13 protein-coding genes are annotated in these 17,237 nt (G+C 38.9%); 2 read left to right on the top strand and 11 right to left on the bottom strand.

Annotation, left to right across the window (positions count from 1 at the left end; genetic code table 11):
* Positions 1 to 28: 28 nt before the first annotated feature.
* From AB5M32_RS01635 to recX, 3 genes are all read right to left on the bottom strand, one after another.
* A complete protein-coding gene (locus tag AB5M32_RS01635; protein ID WP_010719696.1) occupies positions 29 to 562 on the bottom strand; it encodes a DUF402 domain-containing protein in 534 nt (177 codons plus the stop codon).
* A gap of 93 nt (positions 563 to 655) precedes the next feature.
* Positions 656 to 1,837, bottom strand: coding sequence for an A/G-specific adenine glycosylase (mutY, locus tag AB5M32_RS01630; protein WP_368024255.1), 1,182 nt, complete (start codon positions 1,835 to 1,837; stop codon positions 656 to 658).
* Positions 1,830 to 2,627, bottom strand: coding sequence for a recombination regulator RecX (recX, locus tag AB5M32_RS01625; protein ID WP_178286512.1), 798 nt, complete (start codon positions 2,625 to 2,627; stop codon positions 1,830 to 1,832). The genes mutY and recX overlap by 8 nt, the downstream gene beginning before the upstream one ends.
* Before the next feature lie 107 nt (positions 2,628 to 2,734).
* Between recX and rlmD the strand changes: the two genes are divergently transcribed.
* Entirely contained in the window at positions 2,735 to 4,132 is a 1,398-nt protein-coding gene (rlmD, locus tag AB5M32_RS01620) for a 23S rRNA (uracil(1939)-C(5))-methyltransferase RlmD (RefSeq protein WP_010719699.1), read from the top strand.
* A gap of 163 nt (positions 4,133 to 4,295) precedes the next feature.
* Here rlmD and AB5M32_RS01615 read toward each other — a convergent pair whose 3' ends face one another.
* The 3 genes from AB5M32_RS01615 to AB5M32_RS01605 all read right to left on the bottom strand — a co-directional run bounded on the left by AB5M32_RS01615 (position 4,296) and on the right by AB5M32_RS01605 (position 7,936).
* Positions 4,296 to 4,976 carry a YcjF family protein gene (locus AB5M32_RS01615; RefSeq protein ID WP_034698910.1) on the bottom strand — a complete coding sequence of 227 codons (681 nt, stop codon included), beginning with the start codon at positions 4,974 to 4,976 and terminating at the stop codon, positions 4,296 to 4,298.
* Between the two features lie 750 nt (positions 4,977 to 5,726).
* Positions 5,727 to 6,305, bottom strand: coding sequence for a lytic polysaccharide monooxygenase (locus AB5M32_RS01610; protein ID WP_368024254.1), 579 nt, complete (start codon positions 6,303 to 6,305; stop codon positions 5,727 to 5,729).
* Positions 6,306 to 6,382: 77 nt separating this feature from the next.
* Positions 6,383 to 7,936 carry a carbohydrate-binding protein gene (locus AB5M32_RS01605; protein WP_368024253.1) on the bottom strand — a complete coding sequence of 518 codons (1,554 nt, stop codon included), beginning with the start codon at positions 7,934 to 7,936 and terminating at the stop codon, positions 6,383 to 6,385.
* Between the two features lie 332 nt (positions 7,937 to 8,268).
* On the opposite strand from AB5M32_RS01605, the gene AB5M32_RS01600 reads away from it, so the two are divergent.
* A complete protein-coding gene (locus tag AB5M32_RS01600) occupies positions 8,269 to 8,739 on the top strand; it encodes a TspO/MBR family protein (protein WP_010719703.1) in 471 nt (156 codons plus the stop codon).
* A 53-nt stretch (positions 8,740 to 8,792) separates the two neighbouring features.
* Here AB5M32_RS01600 and AB5M32_RS01595 read toward each other — a convergent pair whose 3' ends face one another.
* From AB5M32_RS01595 to AB5M32_RS01575, 5 genes are all read right to left on the bottom strand, one after another.
* A complete protein-coding gene (locus AB5M32_RS01595; protein ID WP_010738153.1) occupies positions 8,793 to 10,010 on the bottom strand; it encodes an LCP family protein in 1,218 nt (405 codons plus the stop codon).
* Between the two features lie 346 nt (positions 10,011 to 10,356).
* Entirely contained in the window at positions 10,357 to 11,841 is a 1,485-nt protein-coding gene (locus AB5M32_RS01590; RefSeq protein ID WP_034698897.1) for a Mur ligase family protein, read from the bottom strand.
* A 31-nt stretch (positions 11,842 to 11,872) separates the two neighbouring features.
* The gene (locus AB5M32_RS01585) at positions 11,873 to 12,112 is read right to left on the bottom strand and encodes a hypothetical protein (RefSeq protein ID WP_034698894.1); all 240 of its coding nucleotides are present in this window, start codon (positions 12,110 to 12,112) and stop codon (positions 11,873 to 11,875) included.
* Between the two features lie 22 nt (positions 12,113 to 12,134).
* Positions 12,135 to 13,799, bottom strand: coding sequence for a hypothetical protein (locus AB5M32_RS01580; RefSeq protein WP_368024252.1), 1,665 nt, complete (start codon positions 13,797 to 13,799; stop codon positions 12,135 to 12,137).
* A gap of 91 nt (positions 13,800 to 13,890) precedes the next feature.
* A complete protein-coding gene (locus AB5M32_RS01575) occupies positions 13,891 to 16,959 on the bottom strand; it encodes an adhesive domain-containing protein (RefSeq protein WP_368024251.1) in 3,069 nt (1,022 codons plus the stop codon).
* Between the last annotated feature and the right edge of the window lie 278 nt (positions 16,960 to 17,237).

The following is a 17,237-nucleotide window of genomic DNA, read 5'->3' as shown; positions in this document are numbered from 1 at the left end:
AACTTTTGCGCTTACTGCTTTTTTTTGTTTACTTGCGCGACAATTGCTTGTAACGGTTATACCAAATATCAATATAGCCTTCGGAGAAAGGGCCCTCACCATTATTGATCCAGTCAACCAAGATCTTCACGTTTTCTTTTAGGATGAAGTCGATATCATTCGGATAATTCATCATTTGGCTATGCATCTCATATTCATCGACATCTAGTAATCGTTTCTCTCCATCAGGAAAAACTTTGATATCTAAATCATAATCAATATACTTCAATGCCTCATCGTCCAGCAAAAAAGGTGAAGCTAGATTACAATAATAGGAAACCCCCTTTTCTCGAATCATTGCTATTACATTGAACCAGTATTTTTTGTGAAAATACACAATTGCTGGTTCTCGAGTCACCCAACGACGTCCATCAGACTCTGTAACTAGAGTATGATCATTGACACCGATCATCGAATGCTCACTTGTTTTTAATACCATGGTATCACGCCACGTTCGATGCAATTTGCCGTCATGTTTGTAACTTTGGATCGTTACAAACTCACCTTCTTTTGGGACTCCCATAGCAACCCTTCCTTACGCAGCATCTCATGCTTTGTGTTTGGGTGTTCATTACACCGACATCGTAATTATTATATCAATAAAAAAGAGCTTTGCCTAGAAAGGATTACTATTGTTTCGATTTTTCTCTAATTGTTCATTTAATTTTACCTGTACTTTTGGAAAAGCCACGTTATCGAAGTCTTCTGGTAATAACCATTGTGTTATTTCAGTTTTAGGAAATTTGTCATTTGATTGAGAAGGTATTCGACCGTAAAATAGTAATACGTGCCATTTCAAATGGCTAAAGATATGCGTTATCTCTCCCAAATGCCGCTTTTGCCAAATCAATTGTTCTTTAAAATGAAAGGGTAGATCCGTTTCTTCTTCTGCAACTTTGTCTTGATCGAATAAGCTTGGTTCATGAGATTGAGCCCATTCAGCTTGCAACCATTCGTATTTCTCTTTTGTGACTTCGACCATCGGGAACGTCCACATGTTTGCTAATAACCTTTGCGTATGTCGTTCCTCAAAATAATAGGCTCCCGCCTCATTTTGAATCGCTGCACACACATAATAGACATCTTTTGGTTTGGCTTTCTTTGTTTTTACTGGAAACGAGGTTTGCTCATTTTTTTTGTAAGCTAAGCAAAATGATTGGATCGGACATGATTCACAATTAGGTGAAGTAGGTGTACAAATGGCCGATCCTAGATCCATCATTGCTTGGTTAAACTCACCAGGATGCTTTTCATCAATGATCTTACGCATCGCCTCATCAAAAATTTTCCGACTAGAAGCTTTGGCGATGTCAGCTTCAATACAAAATAAGCGACTCACGACTCTCATGACATTCCCGTCGATTGCTGGTTCTGGCAAACCAAAAGCAATACTTGAAATAGCGCCTGTAGTATAAGGACCAATCCCTTTCAATGAACTGATTTCTTCTGGTGTTTGCGGCATACGTCCATCAAATTCTGTCATAATCTGTTGGGCAGCAGCTTGGATATTTCGAACGCGAGAATAATACCCCAATCCTTCCCAAGCCTTTAAAAGTTTTTCTTCTGGTGCCGCAGCTAACGCTTCAATCGTCGGAAACCATTCCATAAAGCGATAAAAATAAGCAATTACCGTATCTACACGGGTTTGTTGAAGCATGATTTCAGAAATCCAGATACGATAAGGATCACGATCATAGCGCCAAGGTAGATTGCGTTTTTCTTTTTCGTACCAGCCAACAAATTGCGTTTGAAACTGTGCGATTTCCTCTTCCGTCCATTTTTGCCATTCTTTATTCACTTGCTTCTTCCTTTTCTACGATAAATCGTTGGATCATTTCTAAATCAAATCCTTTTTGATATAAGCTTTGTTTGATTTTTAAATTACGTTTTTTCGGTTCAAATCTCTCATTTTTACGCCATAACTTGTCCCCTTGTGAAACTAATGCTTCATATTCAGCGTCTTCATCCGTTTCTTGTGGTAAATGGGCGATGACTTGTTGGATCGCCTCTTGGGTGAATCCCTTGGTCATCAAGTTTTGTTGAATTTTTCTAAAAAGTTCTTTATGACTTTTCCCATGATTTTTATTGAATAATTTTTCTGCCGTTTGCGATGCTATCGCTATTTGTTCTTCTTCTGGATATTGCAACAGCGCCTGCTCGATGATTTCCGGTTTCAAACCTTTTTGTTGTAATTGCTGAGCTATTTTTTTTGGTCCTTTGTCACTTAGTCGTACATTTGTCCGCACGTAGCTTTCACCATAGACGAGGTCATTGATCAAATCTAATTCCTTTAAACGATCCACGATCTTATTACGGTCAGCTAGTTCAATCTCTTTTTCTTTCAAATAAGTTCTAATTTCTTTTTCCGAACGCAATTGATAACTTAGATAATTGAGCGCTTGTTGGAGACCAAAGTCAAACCCACTACTTTTCTTGATTTCCTCAATTGTTTCTTCTGTTAATTCTTGTCCCTTTAACAAGCGGTAACGCACCAAGATATCTTCTGAAACCTTCAAAGAATCCCCTTCAGATAATTCGACTTGATAAAATGGACCTTTGCCTTTACTGATCCTAGTAACTGTTATCATTGAGTTACCTCCTCGAACGTATATTCTTATCATAACATAGAAAATCCCCATCGCTATTAATAATATGTTAGAATAAAACCACACTATTAGAAAAAAGGAAGATACTTATGACAGAAACCATTGTCAAAAACGGCCAAACCATCCCTTTAAAAATCAAACGACTGGGTATCAACGGTGAAGGGATCGGTTATTTCAAACGTTTGATCATCTTTGTCCCTTATGCACTGCCCAAAGAAGAAGTTCTTGTCAAGATCACGAAAGCAACACCTCGCTATGCGGAAGCTCAGTTAATCAAAGTCAAAAAGCAAAGCAAGGATCGAGTGGTGGCGCCTTGTCCAGTGTATTATGAATGTGGTGGCTGTCAGCTTCAACATTTAGCATATCAGGCGCAACTTGATTTCAAAAAAGATTTGCTTATGCAAGCGCTAGAAAAATTCAAACCGGCTGGCTTTCGTTCTTACGAATTACGTCCAACGATTGGCATGGAAGAACCATGGCATTACCGAAACAAAGCACAATTCCAATTAAGAAAAAATAAGAAAACACAACAAATCGAAGCTGGGCTATATCAAGCAAATTCCCATGAACTTGTGCCATTAATCGATTGCTTAGTTCAAGAACCACAGACACAGAAAGTGATGAATACGGTCGTCGAGTTATTGAATAAGTATGACCTTCCTATCTATGATGAACGGAGCAACAGCGGCATTTTTCGGACGATCATGGTACGTGTTGGAATAAAAACGGGTGAATTACAAGTTGTCTTTATTACTCGCAGTCAAAAATTTCCACAAAAAAATGCAATCATCCGTGACATTAACCAACAATTGCCAGAGGTTGTTTCAATCATGCAAAATGTTCAACCTGCTAAAACTTCTCTCGTAATGGGCGATGAAACAATCCACCTTTGGGGAAAAGATGCTATTGAAGAACATCTCAATGAAGTTACTTTTGATCTCTCACCACGAGCTTTTTTCCAGTTGAATCCGCAACAAACAGAAGTCCTTTATAATGAAGGAATCAAAGCACTCGCGATCCAACCAAATGAAACGATCGTAGATGCTTACTGTGGTGTGGGAACGATTGGTTTAAGTGTAGCAAAACAAGCGAAAGAAATCCGTGGAATGGATGTGATTCCTCAGGCTATTGATGATGCACGTAAAAACGCTCAACGTTTAGGGTATACTAATACCCATTATGAAGTTGGAACTGCTGAAGAATTATTACCAAAATGGCTTGAAGAAGGATTTGAACCAGATGGGATCATTGTCGATCCCCCTCGTACAGGGCTTGATCCCCAGTTGATTCAATCGATCCTCAACTATCCGCCAACGAAATTAGTGTATATTTCCTGCAACGTCTCAACCTTAGCACGAGATCTGGGACAATTAAGTAAGAAATTCAAAGTGGAATATTTGCAGTCAGTGGATATGTTTCCCCAAACGGCTCGATGTGAAGTCGTTGTAAAATTGACTAGAAGATCAAGTGTTACCAGCAAAAACTAGCTGAACTTTTTTCGGTACTTTTTCTGCTCGTCTGACTTAACCCAACCTAAGTAAATAAAAAACATCCAAAACACAGAGCTGTGTTTTGGATGTTTTTGTTATGCAATAGTTCATGATTGTCCACTTTTTTAACTCTTACTAATTCAATTTATCCACTAAATATTTACTTTTTGATACTTTTTAATGCACGAAACAATGTCTGGGATTGTCCTTTGAATGACATGACTTGTTCAAATATATCTTCCCCATCATTCAGCATCTTTACGGTGGTCCACCCTAGTGATTCGGTGATGGCACTTGCAACAGTGGCATTGATCGCTGCCCCTGTAACAGTTCCAACCGCTGGTACAAATTTGACAATATTTCCGACAGTACTTCTTCCTAAACTGACTACTACAAGTTCTTTAGAAACACTTTTCCCTAAACTTTCTGACCAAGGTTGTCCAAAAAGTTTATGTAGCCGAGCCATCATAGTCAATTGAACTGGAACTAATAAAAACGCATCTGAAAAAGGGATCGGAGAGCAACCGATGATTGCAGCTGTTAACGAAGCCGCGTGAATGATCCTATGACTTTTTTTGCGTGTCGTTTCATCGACTCCTTTTAAGAAATCTTTAAATACATGATCAAATTTTGCTTGATTTTTTGCAAGGATTTTTTCTGCTACGATTTTCGATTGATCATAAGCATTAAGGATCACTCTAGCTGATTTTTGTGGCATTTTTTTTAACACTTCAGCAAAGAAAGAGTCGAACTCTTGCTGGTCAAGTGTTTCTTTAGCAAGTGGTGCAACATGATTAGTTTCATCGCTTGTATCTTGCGTATTCTTCTTAAAAAATCTCATCATACTTTTCCCCCTACTAAAAACTACCAATACTCCATTTAATGAAGCATTGTTGTAGCTCTATCATACATTAAACCTTTCCTTAACCAAAATCATTCACTCATGAACAAAAGAAGGTTGAAACAACAATGTTTAGCATCAAGAATTTAGAACGAATTTCCGAAAACTGCTTCTCAAATTTAAAGATGAAAATCTCGAAACAGCTTCTCATGTTTTGAGATTTTTTGACTTATCGCCGAAGGTCAGCTCTTTGAACGCCGTGAATCAGAGGTCGTGAAAGAAGCGATCAGCTCCGAGCGAATAAGAGAGGATTTTTTAAAATAGCTCCTCATATTTTAGAAAATCATCGCTTATTGCTGAGGAGTTGCTTCTTGAACACCGTGAATCAGAGGTCGTGAAAACATCGGGTAGCTCTGATAACAATAAGAAAGAATTTTTTGAAACAGCTTCTCTTGTTTTGAAAAATTCAGGCTTATTTCGAGGAGCTGATGATTGAACACCGTGAATCAGAGGTCGTGAAAACATCGGGTAGCTCTGATGACAATAAGAAAGAATTTTTTGAAACAGCTTCTCATGTTTTGAAAAATTCAGGCTTATTTCGAGGAGCTGATGGTTGAACACCATTTACACATTTTTAGAAATAAAGAGACTGAAGCAAGTTTTGCCTCAGTCTCCTACACTTGTCTTTGAATAATTGGTATTTCTAGCACAGATTCGCTGAAATTGAACCCAAAAGATTCTTATGCTTTATTATTGAATATTCGCATCAATTACTTGATAAAAGGCATTGGTTGTATCACTAATATTCCATACAGCCAAGATCACGTGATAGCCTTTACGATCTTTTGAAATATTGATTGTTTGTTTGACAGTTTGTGGCGGTCTTGCACCTTTGTCATCAATTTTTGATATCAATTCAAAATCACTGATTTTCAATGGTGCATTAGGATTCCAACCAGTTTTAGTGATATAGTAATCCCAAGTACTTGTACTATGCTGCGCAGTTAAAAACCAAGTAATATTCAAGTTGCCAGTATTGATGATATTTTTATGCCATCTAGTTGCTGTTTGCTCATCTAGTGGCTCAAATCCAGTAACCCCAGCACTTGCTATTTTCCCATCGATAAAGGTATTTTTTGGTGCTTCAATACTTTGTGGCTCCCACTCTGCTCGTCCAACATTTTGGTTCAATTTACCAGCTGCTGCAGTTCCGAAATAAGCACGACTTCCAGGTGAGGTAATATAGCCATGAGCATAGCCAGATGCACCAAATCCAAACAAACCTAACATAACAACGCCAACAAACATTAAGATATTAACCTTTTTCATGATGAACCTCCCATTCATTGATAGGTTCATTGTAAGCGCTTTTAATGAAAGAATCAAACATTATGCTTTTATAACTTTTAATAGATTCTTACCCATAAAGCTTCTGTAATATCTGGTTCCCATCCCTCAGTAGCTGGATGTGGTTGAATACAACGATAACGATGTCCCTTATAGGTAACGATATCGCCTATTTTATATGATTTTCCGATAACCCAAGTATCACCTTGCGTACTTTCACTTGTGGTTTTCACTGAGATTGCTTGGCTAAAGTCAGAGGTTCCTGCAGCGTTAACTGCTTTAACTTTATAGCTGTAGGTTGTATTTGCTTGTAAATTTTGATCTTTAAATGTATTCGTTGCACTTGTAGCGATGCGAATATTGTTTCGATAAACTTCATAATGAGTGACTTTTTCTTTTGAAGCATTATTAGTCCAGTTTAAAGTCACTGAATTTTGCGTAACATTACTACTAGTTAAATTTACCGGAATGGATGGTTTAGTTAGCGTTTCTACTGGGTCATTTTCTCCACCAGTCGTTCCATCAGTGAATTGTTGGGCAACAGTTAAGAACTCATATTGATTTTTGACTTGACCTTGACCACCATCGACCATGGCATCACGGTTCATTGACCAATAAGAAACCATCCCGAGTTTTCTTGATTTTGCATGTTGGACGATTTTATTGAACATATCAGTTGTAAAGTATGGATGTGTGTCTCCTTCAAATCCAACGGAAGGGGTTGTTCCTAATTTAGCATAAGCTTGAGCATCAGTTAACGTTTTGTTCGCATAACGTTTGTAGTAATCTTGTAATTGTTTTTTCGTATTGTCCACTGCATCTAGTGAACCTTGCGCATAATCGGGAACAACGCTACCGTAACACATCGTCATGATATTAACGGTAGTTAGATCAACACCTGCCTCAAGATAGGCTTGCAAGACAGATAAACCTGTAGATACCAATCCAAAGTCCATCACTGGTAATGTTAGGGTCACACTAACACCTGTTTCATCTTGGACTTTTTTAATCGCTTTAGCATTAGCTAAATTATGCGCATAATTCATTGCCCCAGCTTCTACGTCGAAATCAACACGAGTTAATCCATAACCATCAATAATTTCTTTATAAGCATTTGCTAAAATGGTTGAATCTTGTGTTGTTTCCCAAAATGCGCCAGAATTTAGACCACCAAATGATACAGCAACATCGCCACCAACTTCTCTTAATTCACGAATGGATTTTTTGATTCCTTCATATTGCCATTGATCGCTATCACTTTCGCTTAAGCCTCCAAATCCACCCCAAGCCCAGTCGATTTTACCATTTTTAATACCTCTTGATTGCATGAATCCTAAATTGAAGAATTTTTGTCCAGTGCTTTTTGCCACTGCAGCTAAATTAAGTGCTCCGTTATTTGATAGATTGTTACCTGAAACATAGGCTGTCATGTCGACAAAAGGTGCTACTACTTGATCTGCCCACTTGATTCCTTGACCAACACCAAAACCAGCTTGCTTGTTCGTGCTTTGTTCTGTCGCAAATGCCTCTTCCATATTTAATAATAATGGCGCAATCATCAAACTACAAAGAGCTGCTCCCGCTAACATTTTTTTGATTCTTTTATTTCCCATATCTTCTTCTCCTCTCATGGTCAGTGTTATTATCGTCTGTTTTTGTAATCGATTACATTTATTATATTATCAGATAAATAACACTAAAAATAACAATACGATTCAATCATTAATGTTATTTAATCTAATTGATCGCTTTTTCTAATAATGTTTGGAGTTGCAACATCACAACACCAGTATTTTTCTTTTTATGAATAAGAAATACGGGTTGAAAGCTCAATAAACCAAGTGATTTAAAATAACTAAAATCACAATATAACATTACAAATCAAATTCAAGTATGTTTAAAACGTTCATGGTAAACTAGAATTATAGAAAGGAGTTAAAACAATATGGCTATACTGAAAGATTATCGTTTTTGGGTTTGTACTGTTGGCATAGTGATTTTAGGTTTCTTATCGGGGATACTAAGTGGTAATCCAGGTAGTTATTATTATTCACTTGAGCTACCTCCTTTTGCACCACCTAGTTGGATCTTTGGTCCTATGTGGACAGTGCTATATATTTTAATGGGAATTTCGTTATATTTACTATTGGTAATGAAAAACAAAAGGGTCAAACAAAAATTAATTACATTATTTGTTATTCAATTTGTATGTAATTTTATCTGGTCTGCTTTGTTTTTCAACTTGCAAAACACCTTAATTGCTGCACTAGATATTACTTTATTAGTGATCCTTCTCTCCATACTGCTTTATCAACTATGGAACCACTATCGCTTAGTGATGTGGTTACTGGTACCATATTATCTCTGGGTATTATTTGCTACGCTTCTCAACTATTCTATTTTATTTTTAAACTAGTAAAAAAAAGCATCCGCACAGTCGGTTATGACTGTTGCGAATGCTTTTTTTACTTAATACCCATTTCCATAATTATATCCTTGTTCATTATTTTCTTGTTGGTAAGTTTGTTCATTGTTTTGGTTGTAATTCTGATTGTAGTTCTGATTGCCGTACTGATCATAATTTTGATCGGCGCTTTGATTGTATTCTTGATTATACTCGTTGTACTGATTTGTTGTTTGCGAATTTCCTGAATAAGTTGAATTATTCTCACTTGTCGCAGTCTCGTTCGAATCTTCAGCGGATTGCGAGTCATTGTAGAACATGATAGAAGCATTGTCATTTTTTAAATTAGGTAATGTCTTACTTGGTTTGATGTTTAATTGTTTTTTCAATTCGTTTTGGATACTTAATAAATCATTTTCACCTAAAATTTGATAGTAAATACTATCAATGGTTGCATCTTTACCTTGCAATTGATCTTGTTTGATCGTTTCAAATGCTGGTGTGTAATTAGTTGCTACATCTAGCATATCATCCCAATCTAGGTCAGTTGTGACATTTTTTTCGACCGCTTTTAAAATTTTCCGATAATTGCTGACACCATCTAAACTCAATACTTTATTAACAATTTTGGTAACGACTTCACGCTGTCGTGCTTGACGTCCGATATCCCCCTTAGGATCTTCGTGACGCATCCGTGAATAAGCAAGGCCTTTCTTACCATCTAATACTTGTTTACCTACAGGAACATGAACACCATCTAATGTAAAATCAATTTTATTATTGACTTCCACACCTCCGACAGCATTGATCAAATCTTCCATTCCATCTAAATTAATGGTTACATAATGGTCAATGGGGATATCGAGTAACTGTTCGATTGAGTCCATGGCCATTTCAACGCCTCCAAAAGCATAGGCGTGATTCAACTTATCAACAGTACCATGACCAACGATATTGGTATAGATATCACGGTCTAAGCTGACGATCGTTGATTTTTTTTGTTGGGGATTCACCGTTACCACCATCATTGTATCCGATCTTCCTTGTTCGGTTCTACCTAATCCGCCAGTATCCAGTCCTAACAAAAGGACAGAAAAAGGTTCTTTGTCGTCAATACTCACTTTATCTTTACGCTTTGTTGACTGACGATTCGATCCCTTGGATATTTGATTGACTGTTTGGTTTGCTTCACCCATGAGTTTAATTCCATAAGCTGAGACTCCGCCAATAAAAACAACGAGAATTCCCAGTAAAGCTATTACGACTTTTTGCCACCGCTTCATAATGCACCTCTATCTCACATTTTCTTAAAATATTTTCTCATACAACTAATAAATCAGCAAACTACCTATTTAATCATAATAAAACTTTAAAAAAATAGTCGTGAATAAAAAACTAATTAATATGTAATTTTTTGAATTCTTAATTATCATACCATAGCATCATTACAGAGAAAAGCTTGAATCTAAGTATTTCAAAACGCTTTTATTTTTAAGCACTGAAATGCCTCTTACTCGTTCTCTTTCTTAATTACAATGGTCATCTTGGATCTGTCGTTTTATTTGCAAAAAAAGAAACGATGCCATTCAGCAGACATTGTCTCTTTTTTACAAATTGATACCACCTATTTTATACAGCTTTTAACTGTTTTTTATTAGCGATTTTACGGATGTAACGATCTATATCATGAAAATCACTCCCTGTTACAGACCCCTTCGCTAAAATTAGACTGTCTTCGATTAGTAATTCCTCTAGATAATCACTTAACTCTTGTAAAGTAGCGAACCATTTGAATCGTTGATCTTGTATTTGTTCTTCCTCAAAAATCTTTTTAAAATGCTCACCATAACCTAAGATATGATCTGCTCCACAATGTTCCATCGAATCTTTCAGTGATTCATGGATTACTTGTGCAGTACTTCCTAAGTCAGCAATCTGTCCAAGTACCAAAATACTTTTTCCTTGATAAAAGGTTCGAACTTCATCAAAATAATCGATAGCATTTTTCATCGCAGGCAAAGAAGCATTATGGGTGTCGTCAATAAATGTGAAATTCGTTCCATTCAAGGAAGCATAATTCGTTTTATCGAGAATCTTAGACAATGGCTTAAATGTAGTAAATGCTGGCAGATACGATCGAATGTCGCCTTTTATTTTCCAGACTGTCAATAAAGCAGCAAAAGCATTAGAAATCATACCTGCAGAAGCAACTGACAAGTTCATCGAAAATTCTTGTCCTAAAAAAGAAAATAAAATTTCACAATACTCTCTTTCTTGTCTCGTTTCAATTAAGAAGACATCCTTTGTTTGATCATACAAAGAGTACGTGAGAATCTCTGCTGTTCTTTTTTTGGCTGCTGTCATTAGAATCGCTAGTTCTTCCTCACCAATATCTGTATTGATGATTGCAGTGCCATCTTGCTTCAGTCCTTCAAAAATTTTTGCCTTATGTCGTGCCACTCCGATAGTATCTTTTAATGAACTAAGGTGTGCTTCTCCAATTGAGGTTACAATCGCAATCTCTGGTTGCACTAAATTAGACATTGATCCAGTGTCATAAGAGTTCAACGCATTGACAGAGACTTCTAAGTTCAACATATCTGGCTCACTTACTAGCTTGCTTAGATATAGAGGAATCGCAAAACGAACATTGTGGTTCCCACGATTTTCTAACACTTTTTCATTTTGGAATAAATGTGAGATCATCATTCGTGTGGATGTTTTTCCTGCCGAACCAGTGATCGCTACAATTGGTTGTACATAATTGCTTCGGATTTTCTCTGAAATTTGTAGTAAAAATTCCCAACTATTTTTAACAATAAATTGAGGCGTTCTAACAGCTGGGTCATCAATGGGGATTTCAGTAATGATTAAACCAAACTCATTTTCCCTTCCTTTGATTTGCTCGTTCCCATCTCGCCAAGCCACTGTCTTTCGATTGATGTAACTTCTTCTTTCTGGTGTCAAACAAACAAATGCTGTGGTATTATAATTGGTTCTTTTGTTTAAATGTCCAGAAAAGTACTCAAAGTTGTCAATTATTTGATCAAGATGGTCGTACTTTTGTAAATACGCACCATCGATATCAGCCAATAATTCTTGGATCTTCCACATTCTTTTACACCTACTTTGTTCTAGATTCTCTCTACCATTTTCCTCGTCTTGGTCTTGCTTGATTCACATACCTTGTTGCTGTTTTTTCAATTCTCTGTGGCGAGTCATCTTGGTCTTCTTCCCAAGGATACAACCCCTCTTCATTTTTTTGATACTGACTCCAATCATTTTCTAAAGTTTCTGATTGATGGTCTTTTTTCTTTTTCAGCCGAAACCCTAAATAGGAAAGACCAATCAATGCTAAAGCAGCAAATCGAATATAACCAACCATTATCTTCACTCCTCTTCTCTTTTTAAAGGCATAAGTAATTGATCAAACCAGATAGAAAATGCTCTGCATCATCTATTCTCATACGGAAACGATCATGACGCGCAAAAAAACCATATTTGATCACTTGCGGTTGTTTGAAAAACTGTGCAAACTCTGGAAACATGACTCCTGTTGTGATTTCATGTAACACTCTTTTTTTCATTACCGTATTGATTCGTGCTTTCGTTTCAAAAAATTCTTTCTCTATCGGAAAAAGCTTATCTTTTAAAGGACTTCTTTCTAATTTGCTGATCATTTTTGAGGCTGCTACTAGTAACTCAAGCATGGTTGGATAAGCTGTATCTCGTTGATCGATAAAGTTGATGTTGACCATTGCATTCTTAATACCAAATTCATAGTAAGTATCTTTTTCTTGATATTTAAGCATCTCATTCGTTGCATAACTTAACCAGTGATCATGGTATTTTTGATAATTATTTGCGACAAATTGTTCCATCAATCCTTCACAAATCTCAAAAATCTCAATTTGTTTTAAAATCGCATGTGCTCTTAAGAGGGAAAACAGAATTTCACCATCATAATAAATAATTCTAAAATGCTCTTTTGTCATTAATTCGGCATTCAACACATGGATCGTCTGATCATCTGGAGTGATAAATTTTTCTGAAACAGTCGTGATTAAACGACTAAGGGAACTATGAAAGATGGTCTCTTTAGTCACTTCTGAATATTTTGCTAAAGCCAAGATTGCTGTCGCCTGGGCTCCTAACTTATACTCTACTTCTTTATTCAAGTAATCTTTAATCAACAGCTGACCATTGACTTCAGAAGTAAGATTTTCCAATCCCCATAGTAATCCTTCTTTGACTCGTTGCATCAATTCCTGGTCGGATAAATATTCTGCCGATTCAGCTAATGCGTACAAAGATGAAAAATGGCGAACCGAATTATACCCTTTTAGTAACTGATCATAGCAAGGATAATAGCCATAAATGAATTTACCAGTAGGAGTCAACTGTTTGGTTAAATAATTCGTTCCTTGTTCAATCACTAGTTCCGTAATATCATCAAGATTTTCTGTAGTCACTTCTCTGACTTGATTGCCATTGCCATAATCTTTCAAAGGGAATACTTCACCATTTTCAAAATAGAAGGAGGCTGTTTCAAAAAAATAACACTTTGAACGCTCTAAGTAGCTTAAATCACTTTCTTCACGTCCATATTTACGCTTAACATAGCCACGGTAATTTTGGGAATCAATGTGTAACTCAGGATGATTTTTTCCAACTATATGTGCTTTACTTGGTTTAATGATTGCATTTGCTACTAATTCTTCTTTTAAAAAACTTCTTTTTCTGATTCCATCTATTCGCAAATTAAAATCGATGTAATTATTCCTTTTTATTTTGTTTAACCGTTCTTTGACTTGTTGAAAATCAACTTGCTCTTCTTTCGTCACTACATCCAACCTCAGATACGTTTCTGTCTCAAAATGATAGGTTCGATAAGCTGTTAGAAAATTATTCCAAATTGTTTTTAGATTGTTTCCGTAAAATTCATAAGTCTTACCACGCTTACTAAAATCTCCTACGGATACGATTAATAATTTTTTCTCCGTATGAATGACTACTTTTTCAAGTACTTCTTGGATGGTTGCTAAATCATTTTTATCTGTTTGAACTGGCATAGACTCACCCCTATCAAGAATAAAGAGGTTATAACTACATCCATTATGATTTTTAAATCTATTTCTATAGTTATAACCTCTCCGTTAATTATTAGTTATTCTTTTTATTTCTTTGCATTTTCCAAATACCCATTCCCGAAATCAATGATACTAATCCACCTAACCAAGAAACAGATGAACTTACCGTATCAGAGGTTTTAGGATACATTTTTAGTGTTGAGCCGTCATGGTAATTCAATGGTTTTGTATGACTTGTCCCACCATAGTGCAAAGGTAATTGTGGTGGATTTGAACCTGATCCACCAGAAGTGTTGATCGGCACCATTCCTGGGTCGCCGTTCTGATCCGTATCTGTACCATTTCCTGCACTTCCCATGCCGGCATCCGCATCGGCGTCAGCATCAGCATCAGCGTCGGCATCGGCGTCAGCATCCGCATCGGCATCGGCGTCGGCGTCAGCATCGGCATCAGCGTCGGCGTCGGCATCGGCATCCGCATCGGCGTCAGCATCTGCATCAGCATCGGCGTCAGCATCGGCATCGGCATCGGCATCGGCATCAGCATCGGCGTCAGCATCCGCATCCGCATCGGCATCCGCATCAGCGTCAGCATCGGCATCTGCGTCAGCATCCGCATCGGCGTCAGCATCAGCATCGGCGTCAGCATCAGCATCGGCATCAGCATCCGCATCGGCGTCGGCATCTGCATCGGCGTCGGCATCGGCGTCAGCATCGGCGTCGGCGTCGGCATCAGCGTCGGCATCGGCATCAGCATCAGCATCGGCGTCGGCATCGGCATCCGCATCCGCATCGGCATCTGCGTCAGCATCAGCATCAGCGTCGGCATCGGCATCAGCATCGGCATCAGCATCAGCATCAGCGTCGGCATCAGCATCGGCGTCAGCATCAGCATCGGCATCAGCATCCGCATCAGCATCAGCGTCGGCATCGGCATCGGCATCAGCATCCGCATCAGCATCAGCATCAGCGTCGGCGTCGGCATCTGCATCGGCGTCAGCATCAGCATCAGCGTCGGCATCAGCATCGGCATCAGCATCTGCGTCAGCATCGGCGTCGGCATCAGCGTCGGCATCCGCATCGGCGTCAGCATCGGCATCCGCATCGGCATCCGCATCGGCGTCGGCATCAGCATCAGCGTCAGCATCAGCATCGGCATCAGCGTCAGCATCAGCGTCAGCGTCAGCGTCAGCATCAGCATCGGCATCCGCATCGGCGTCGGCGTCGGCATCAGCGTCGGCATCAGCATCGGCGTCGGCGTCAGCGTCGGCATCCGCGTCGGCATCGGCATCCGCGTCGGCATCCGCATCAGCGTCGGCATCAGCATCGGCGTCGGCATCAGCGTCGGCATCCGCATCGGCATCGGCGTCGGCGTCGGCGTCGGCGTCAGCATCGGCGTCGGCATCCGCATCAGCATCGGCGTCGGCATCGGCATCGGCGTCAGCATCAGCATCAGCATCGGCGTCAGCATCCGCATCCGCATCCGCATCCGCATCCGCATCAGCGTCAGCATCCGCATCAGCATCCGCATCAGCGTCGGCATCAGCGTCGGCGTCGGCATCAGCATCGGCGTCAGCATCCGCGTCGGCGTCGGCGTCGGCATCCGCATCAGCATCGGCATCCGCATCCGCATCTGCATCTGCATCTGCATCTGCATCCGCATCAGCACCCGCATCGGCGTCAGCATCAGCATCTGCATCTGCATCAGCATCAGCATCCGCATCAGCATCCGCATCGGCGTCAGCATCCGCATCAGCATCCGCATCGGCGTCAGCATCAGCATCCGCATCGGCGTCGGCTTCTTCATCGTCTGGGATCACAGCAGCAGCTGGTAAACTTGGATTGTCATTTTCATCATACGCGATTAATTGGATGTCTTCTAAAGGTGACACATCTGTGGCTGCAATTGGAATCGTAAAGTTTCCATTTTCATCAGCCTGTCCTTCTGCAATCAAATTATTCTCTTGATCATAAATACGAACTGTTGCATTAGGATCTGCCATCCCAGTTACTTCATAACCATCAGTTGAGTTCCCTGTAACAACAACATTATATGGTGGTGTTACTTCAGCAGCTTGATAAAAAACTGGCGAATAGCCATCAGAGCTAGAGGCGATATCGATAGATAAAACATCTGCTTTTACAATATTTCCAACGAAGCCAGCTTCATAAGGAACAGACATATCTACTCCGGCTGCCGCTAAATCACTATAATTAGGATCCTGAATCAATGTCGGAATCGTAACCGTCGTTTCACCTAATACGCTCGCATCAGCTAATGTTCCAATCAATGATGACCCCACACCAACTAAACCTGTTGCAGTAGCAAAAGTAAGATTAAATGCTGGTTTAATCGTTGCGGACAACGCTGTATTGATCGTACCTGCTGCTATCGTACCAAGAGCACCGCTTCCTGCATTCGGTGTCGCTTGGATTGCTTGGACAGCATCATTGATTCCATCTAAAATTTCAGTCAGCCCTTCTCGAATAACTGTTTCTAATGAGCCATCTAATTCACCATAGATATATTCGTCCCCTTGCATTTGAAGATTCAATGCTACTTCAGCTGACGTCAATGTACTAAGGTTCTCTAATAATGCTAGTTGAGCATACACTTCATCTAAATTGACTGATGCCAACGGGTTAAGGTTAACAATGTTTTCAACAGCAGACACTAGGGTAGTTACCGCCCCATCTACAATCGACAATAGTGGTTGTAGTTCTTCTCCTGGTAACAAAATATCTGTTTGGAAAGTACCCGTCCCATTTGGATTAACTAAACCTTGCATTTCAGTTGGGATTGCTAAAACTGCTCGTCTCGAGCCATTTAGAACACTTAGATCAATCCCATTATTAGCTGAAATAACAAAATCAACATTACGAGTCGTTCCAGCCAATGGAAAAGGTGCACTTGCTGTTGTTCCACTGGTATTAGACGTCGTTAGATTATTGAACAACTGGCCACTAATCAAGTCAGCATATACTTGTTGTGAACCCACAGTAAACAACGGTGTAGCAATTGAAATAGGTGCTGTCCCCAACAGCATCCCTGCAGCAATAGACGTTCCTACTAATAAGTATTTTTTGGATCGACGTTTAGCTCTAGCTTTTTGATCCATACTTTTTTTATAATCCTTTTTCATTTTTTCCCCCTTAGATGCTTCCATTATTTACTTATGCTTTATCCCCCACTTAATCAATCACTAACAACAATTATTTCCGCTAGGAACTGGCCTCCTTTCTTTTTGTCAAAAAGATATCTTTCTGAAAAAACTTCAGTTAACTTAAGTTACAAAGATTTTAGCAATCGTTAAATTAAAAATCTATTATTAAGTTTTAATCTTTTTAAAATAACTTTATTATTTTAAAAATAAAAAGGAACTGTAGCAAATATGTAAAAATATTGCATAACATTTCGTTT

The organism is Enterococcus sp. C57 (assembly GCF_040887305.1).
GTDB classification, from domain to species: domain Bacteria; phylum Bacillota; class Bacilli; order Lactobacillales; family Enterococcaceae; genus Enterococcus_B; species Enterococcus_B hirae.
The sequence above is the reverse complement of the archived record's forward strand: the minus strand, read 5'-3'. Positions and strand labels throughout refer to the sequence as shown.

What these genes read in the sequence shown, in the direction of transcription:
- AB5M32_RS01635 (WP_010719696.1), bottom strand. Translation starts at nt 562, where the DNA reads ATGGGAGTCCCAAAAGAAGGTGAGTTTGTAACGATCCAAAGTTACAAA.
- recX (WP_178286512.1), bottom strand. Translation starts at nt 2,627, where the DNA reads ATGATAACAGTTACTAGGATCAGTAAAGGCAAAGGTCCATTTTATCAA.
- rlmD (WP_010719699.1), top strand. Translation starts at nt 2,735, where the DNA reads ATGACAGAAACCATTGTCAAAAACGGCCAAACCATCCCTTTAAAAATC.
- AB5M32_RS01615 (WP_034698910.1), bottom strand. Translation starts at nt 4,976, where the DNA reads ATGAGATTTTTTAAGAAGAATACGCAAGATACAAGCGATGAAACTAAT.
- AB5M32_RS01610 (WP_368024254.1), bottom strand. Translation starts at nt 6,305, where the DNA reads ATGAAAAAGGTTAATATCTTAATGTTTGTTGGCGTTGTTATGTTAGGT.
- AB5M32_RS01605 (WP_368024253.1), bottom strand. Translation starts at nt 7,936, where the DNA reads ATGGGAAATAAAAGAATCAAAAAAATGTTAGCGGGAGCAGCTCTTTGT.
- AB5M32_RS01600 (WP_010719703.1), top strand. Translation starts at nt 8,269, where the DNA reads ATGGCTATACTGAAAGATTATCGTTTTTGGGTTTGTACTGTTGGCATA.
- AB5M32_RS01595 (WP_010738153.1), bottom strand. Translation starts at nt 10,010, where the DNA reads ATGAAGCGGTGGCAAAAAGTCGTAATAGCTTTACTGGGAATTCTCGTT.
- AB5M32_RS01590 (WP_034698897.1), bottom strand. Translation starts at nt 11,841, where the DNA reads ATGTGGAAGATCCAAGAATTATTGGCTGATATCGATGGTGCGTATTTA.
- AB5M32_RS01585 (WP_034698894.1), bottom strand. Translation starts at nt 12,112, where the DNA reads ATGGTTGGTTATATTCGATTTGCTGCTTTAGCATTGATTGGTCTTTCC.
- AB5M32_RS01580 (WP_368024252.1), bottom strand. Translation starts at nt 13,799, where the DNA reads ATGCCAGTTCAAACAGATAAAAATGATTTAGCAACCATCCAAGAAGTA.
- AB5M32_RS01575 (WP_368024251.1), bottom strand. Translation starts at nt 16,959, where the DNA reads ATGAAAAAGGATTATAAAAAAAGTATGGATCAAAAAGCTAGAGCTAAA.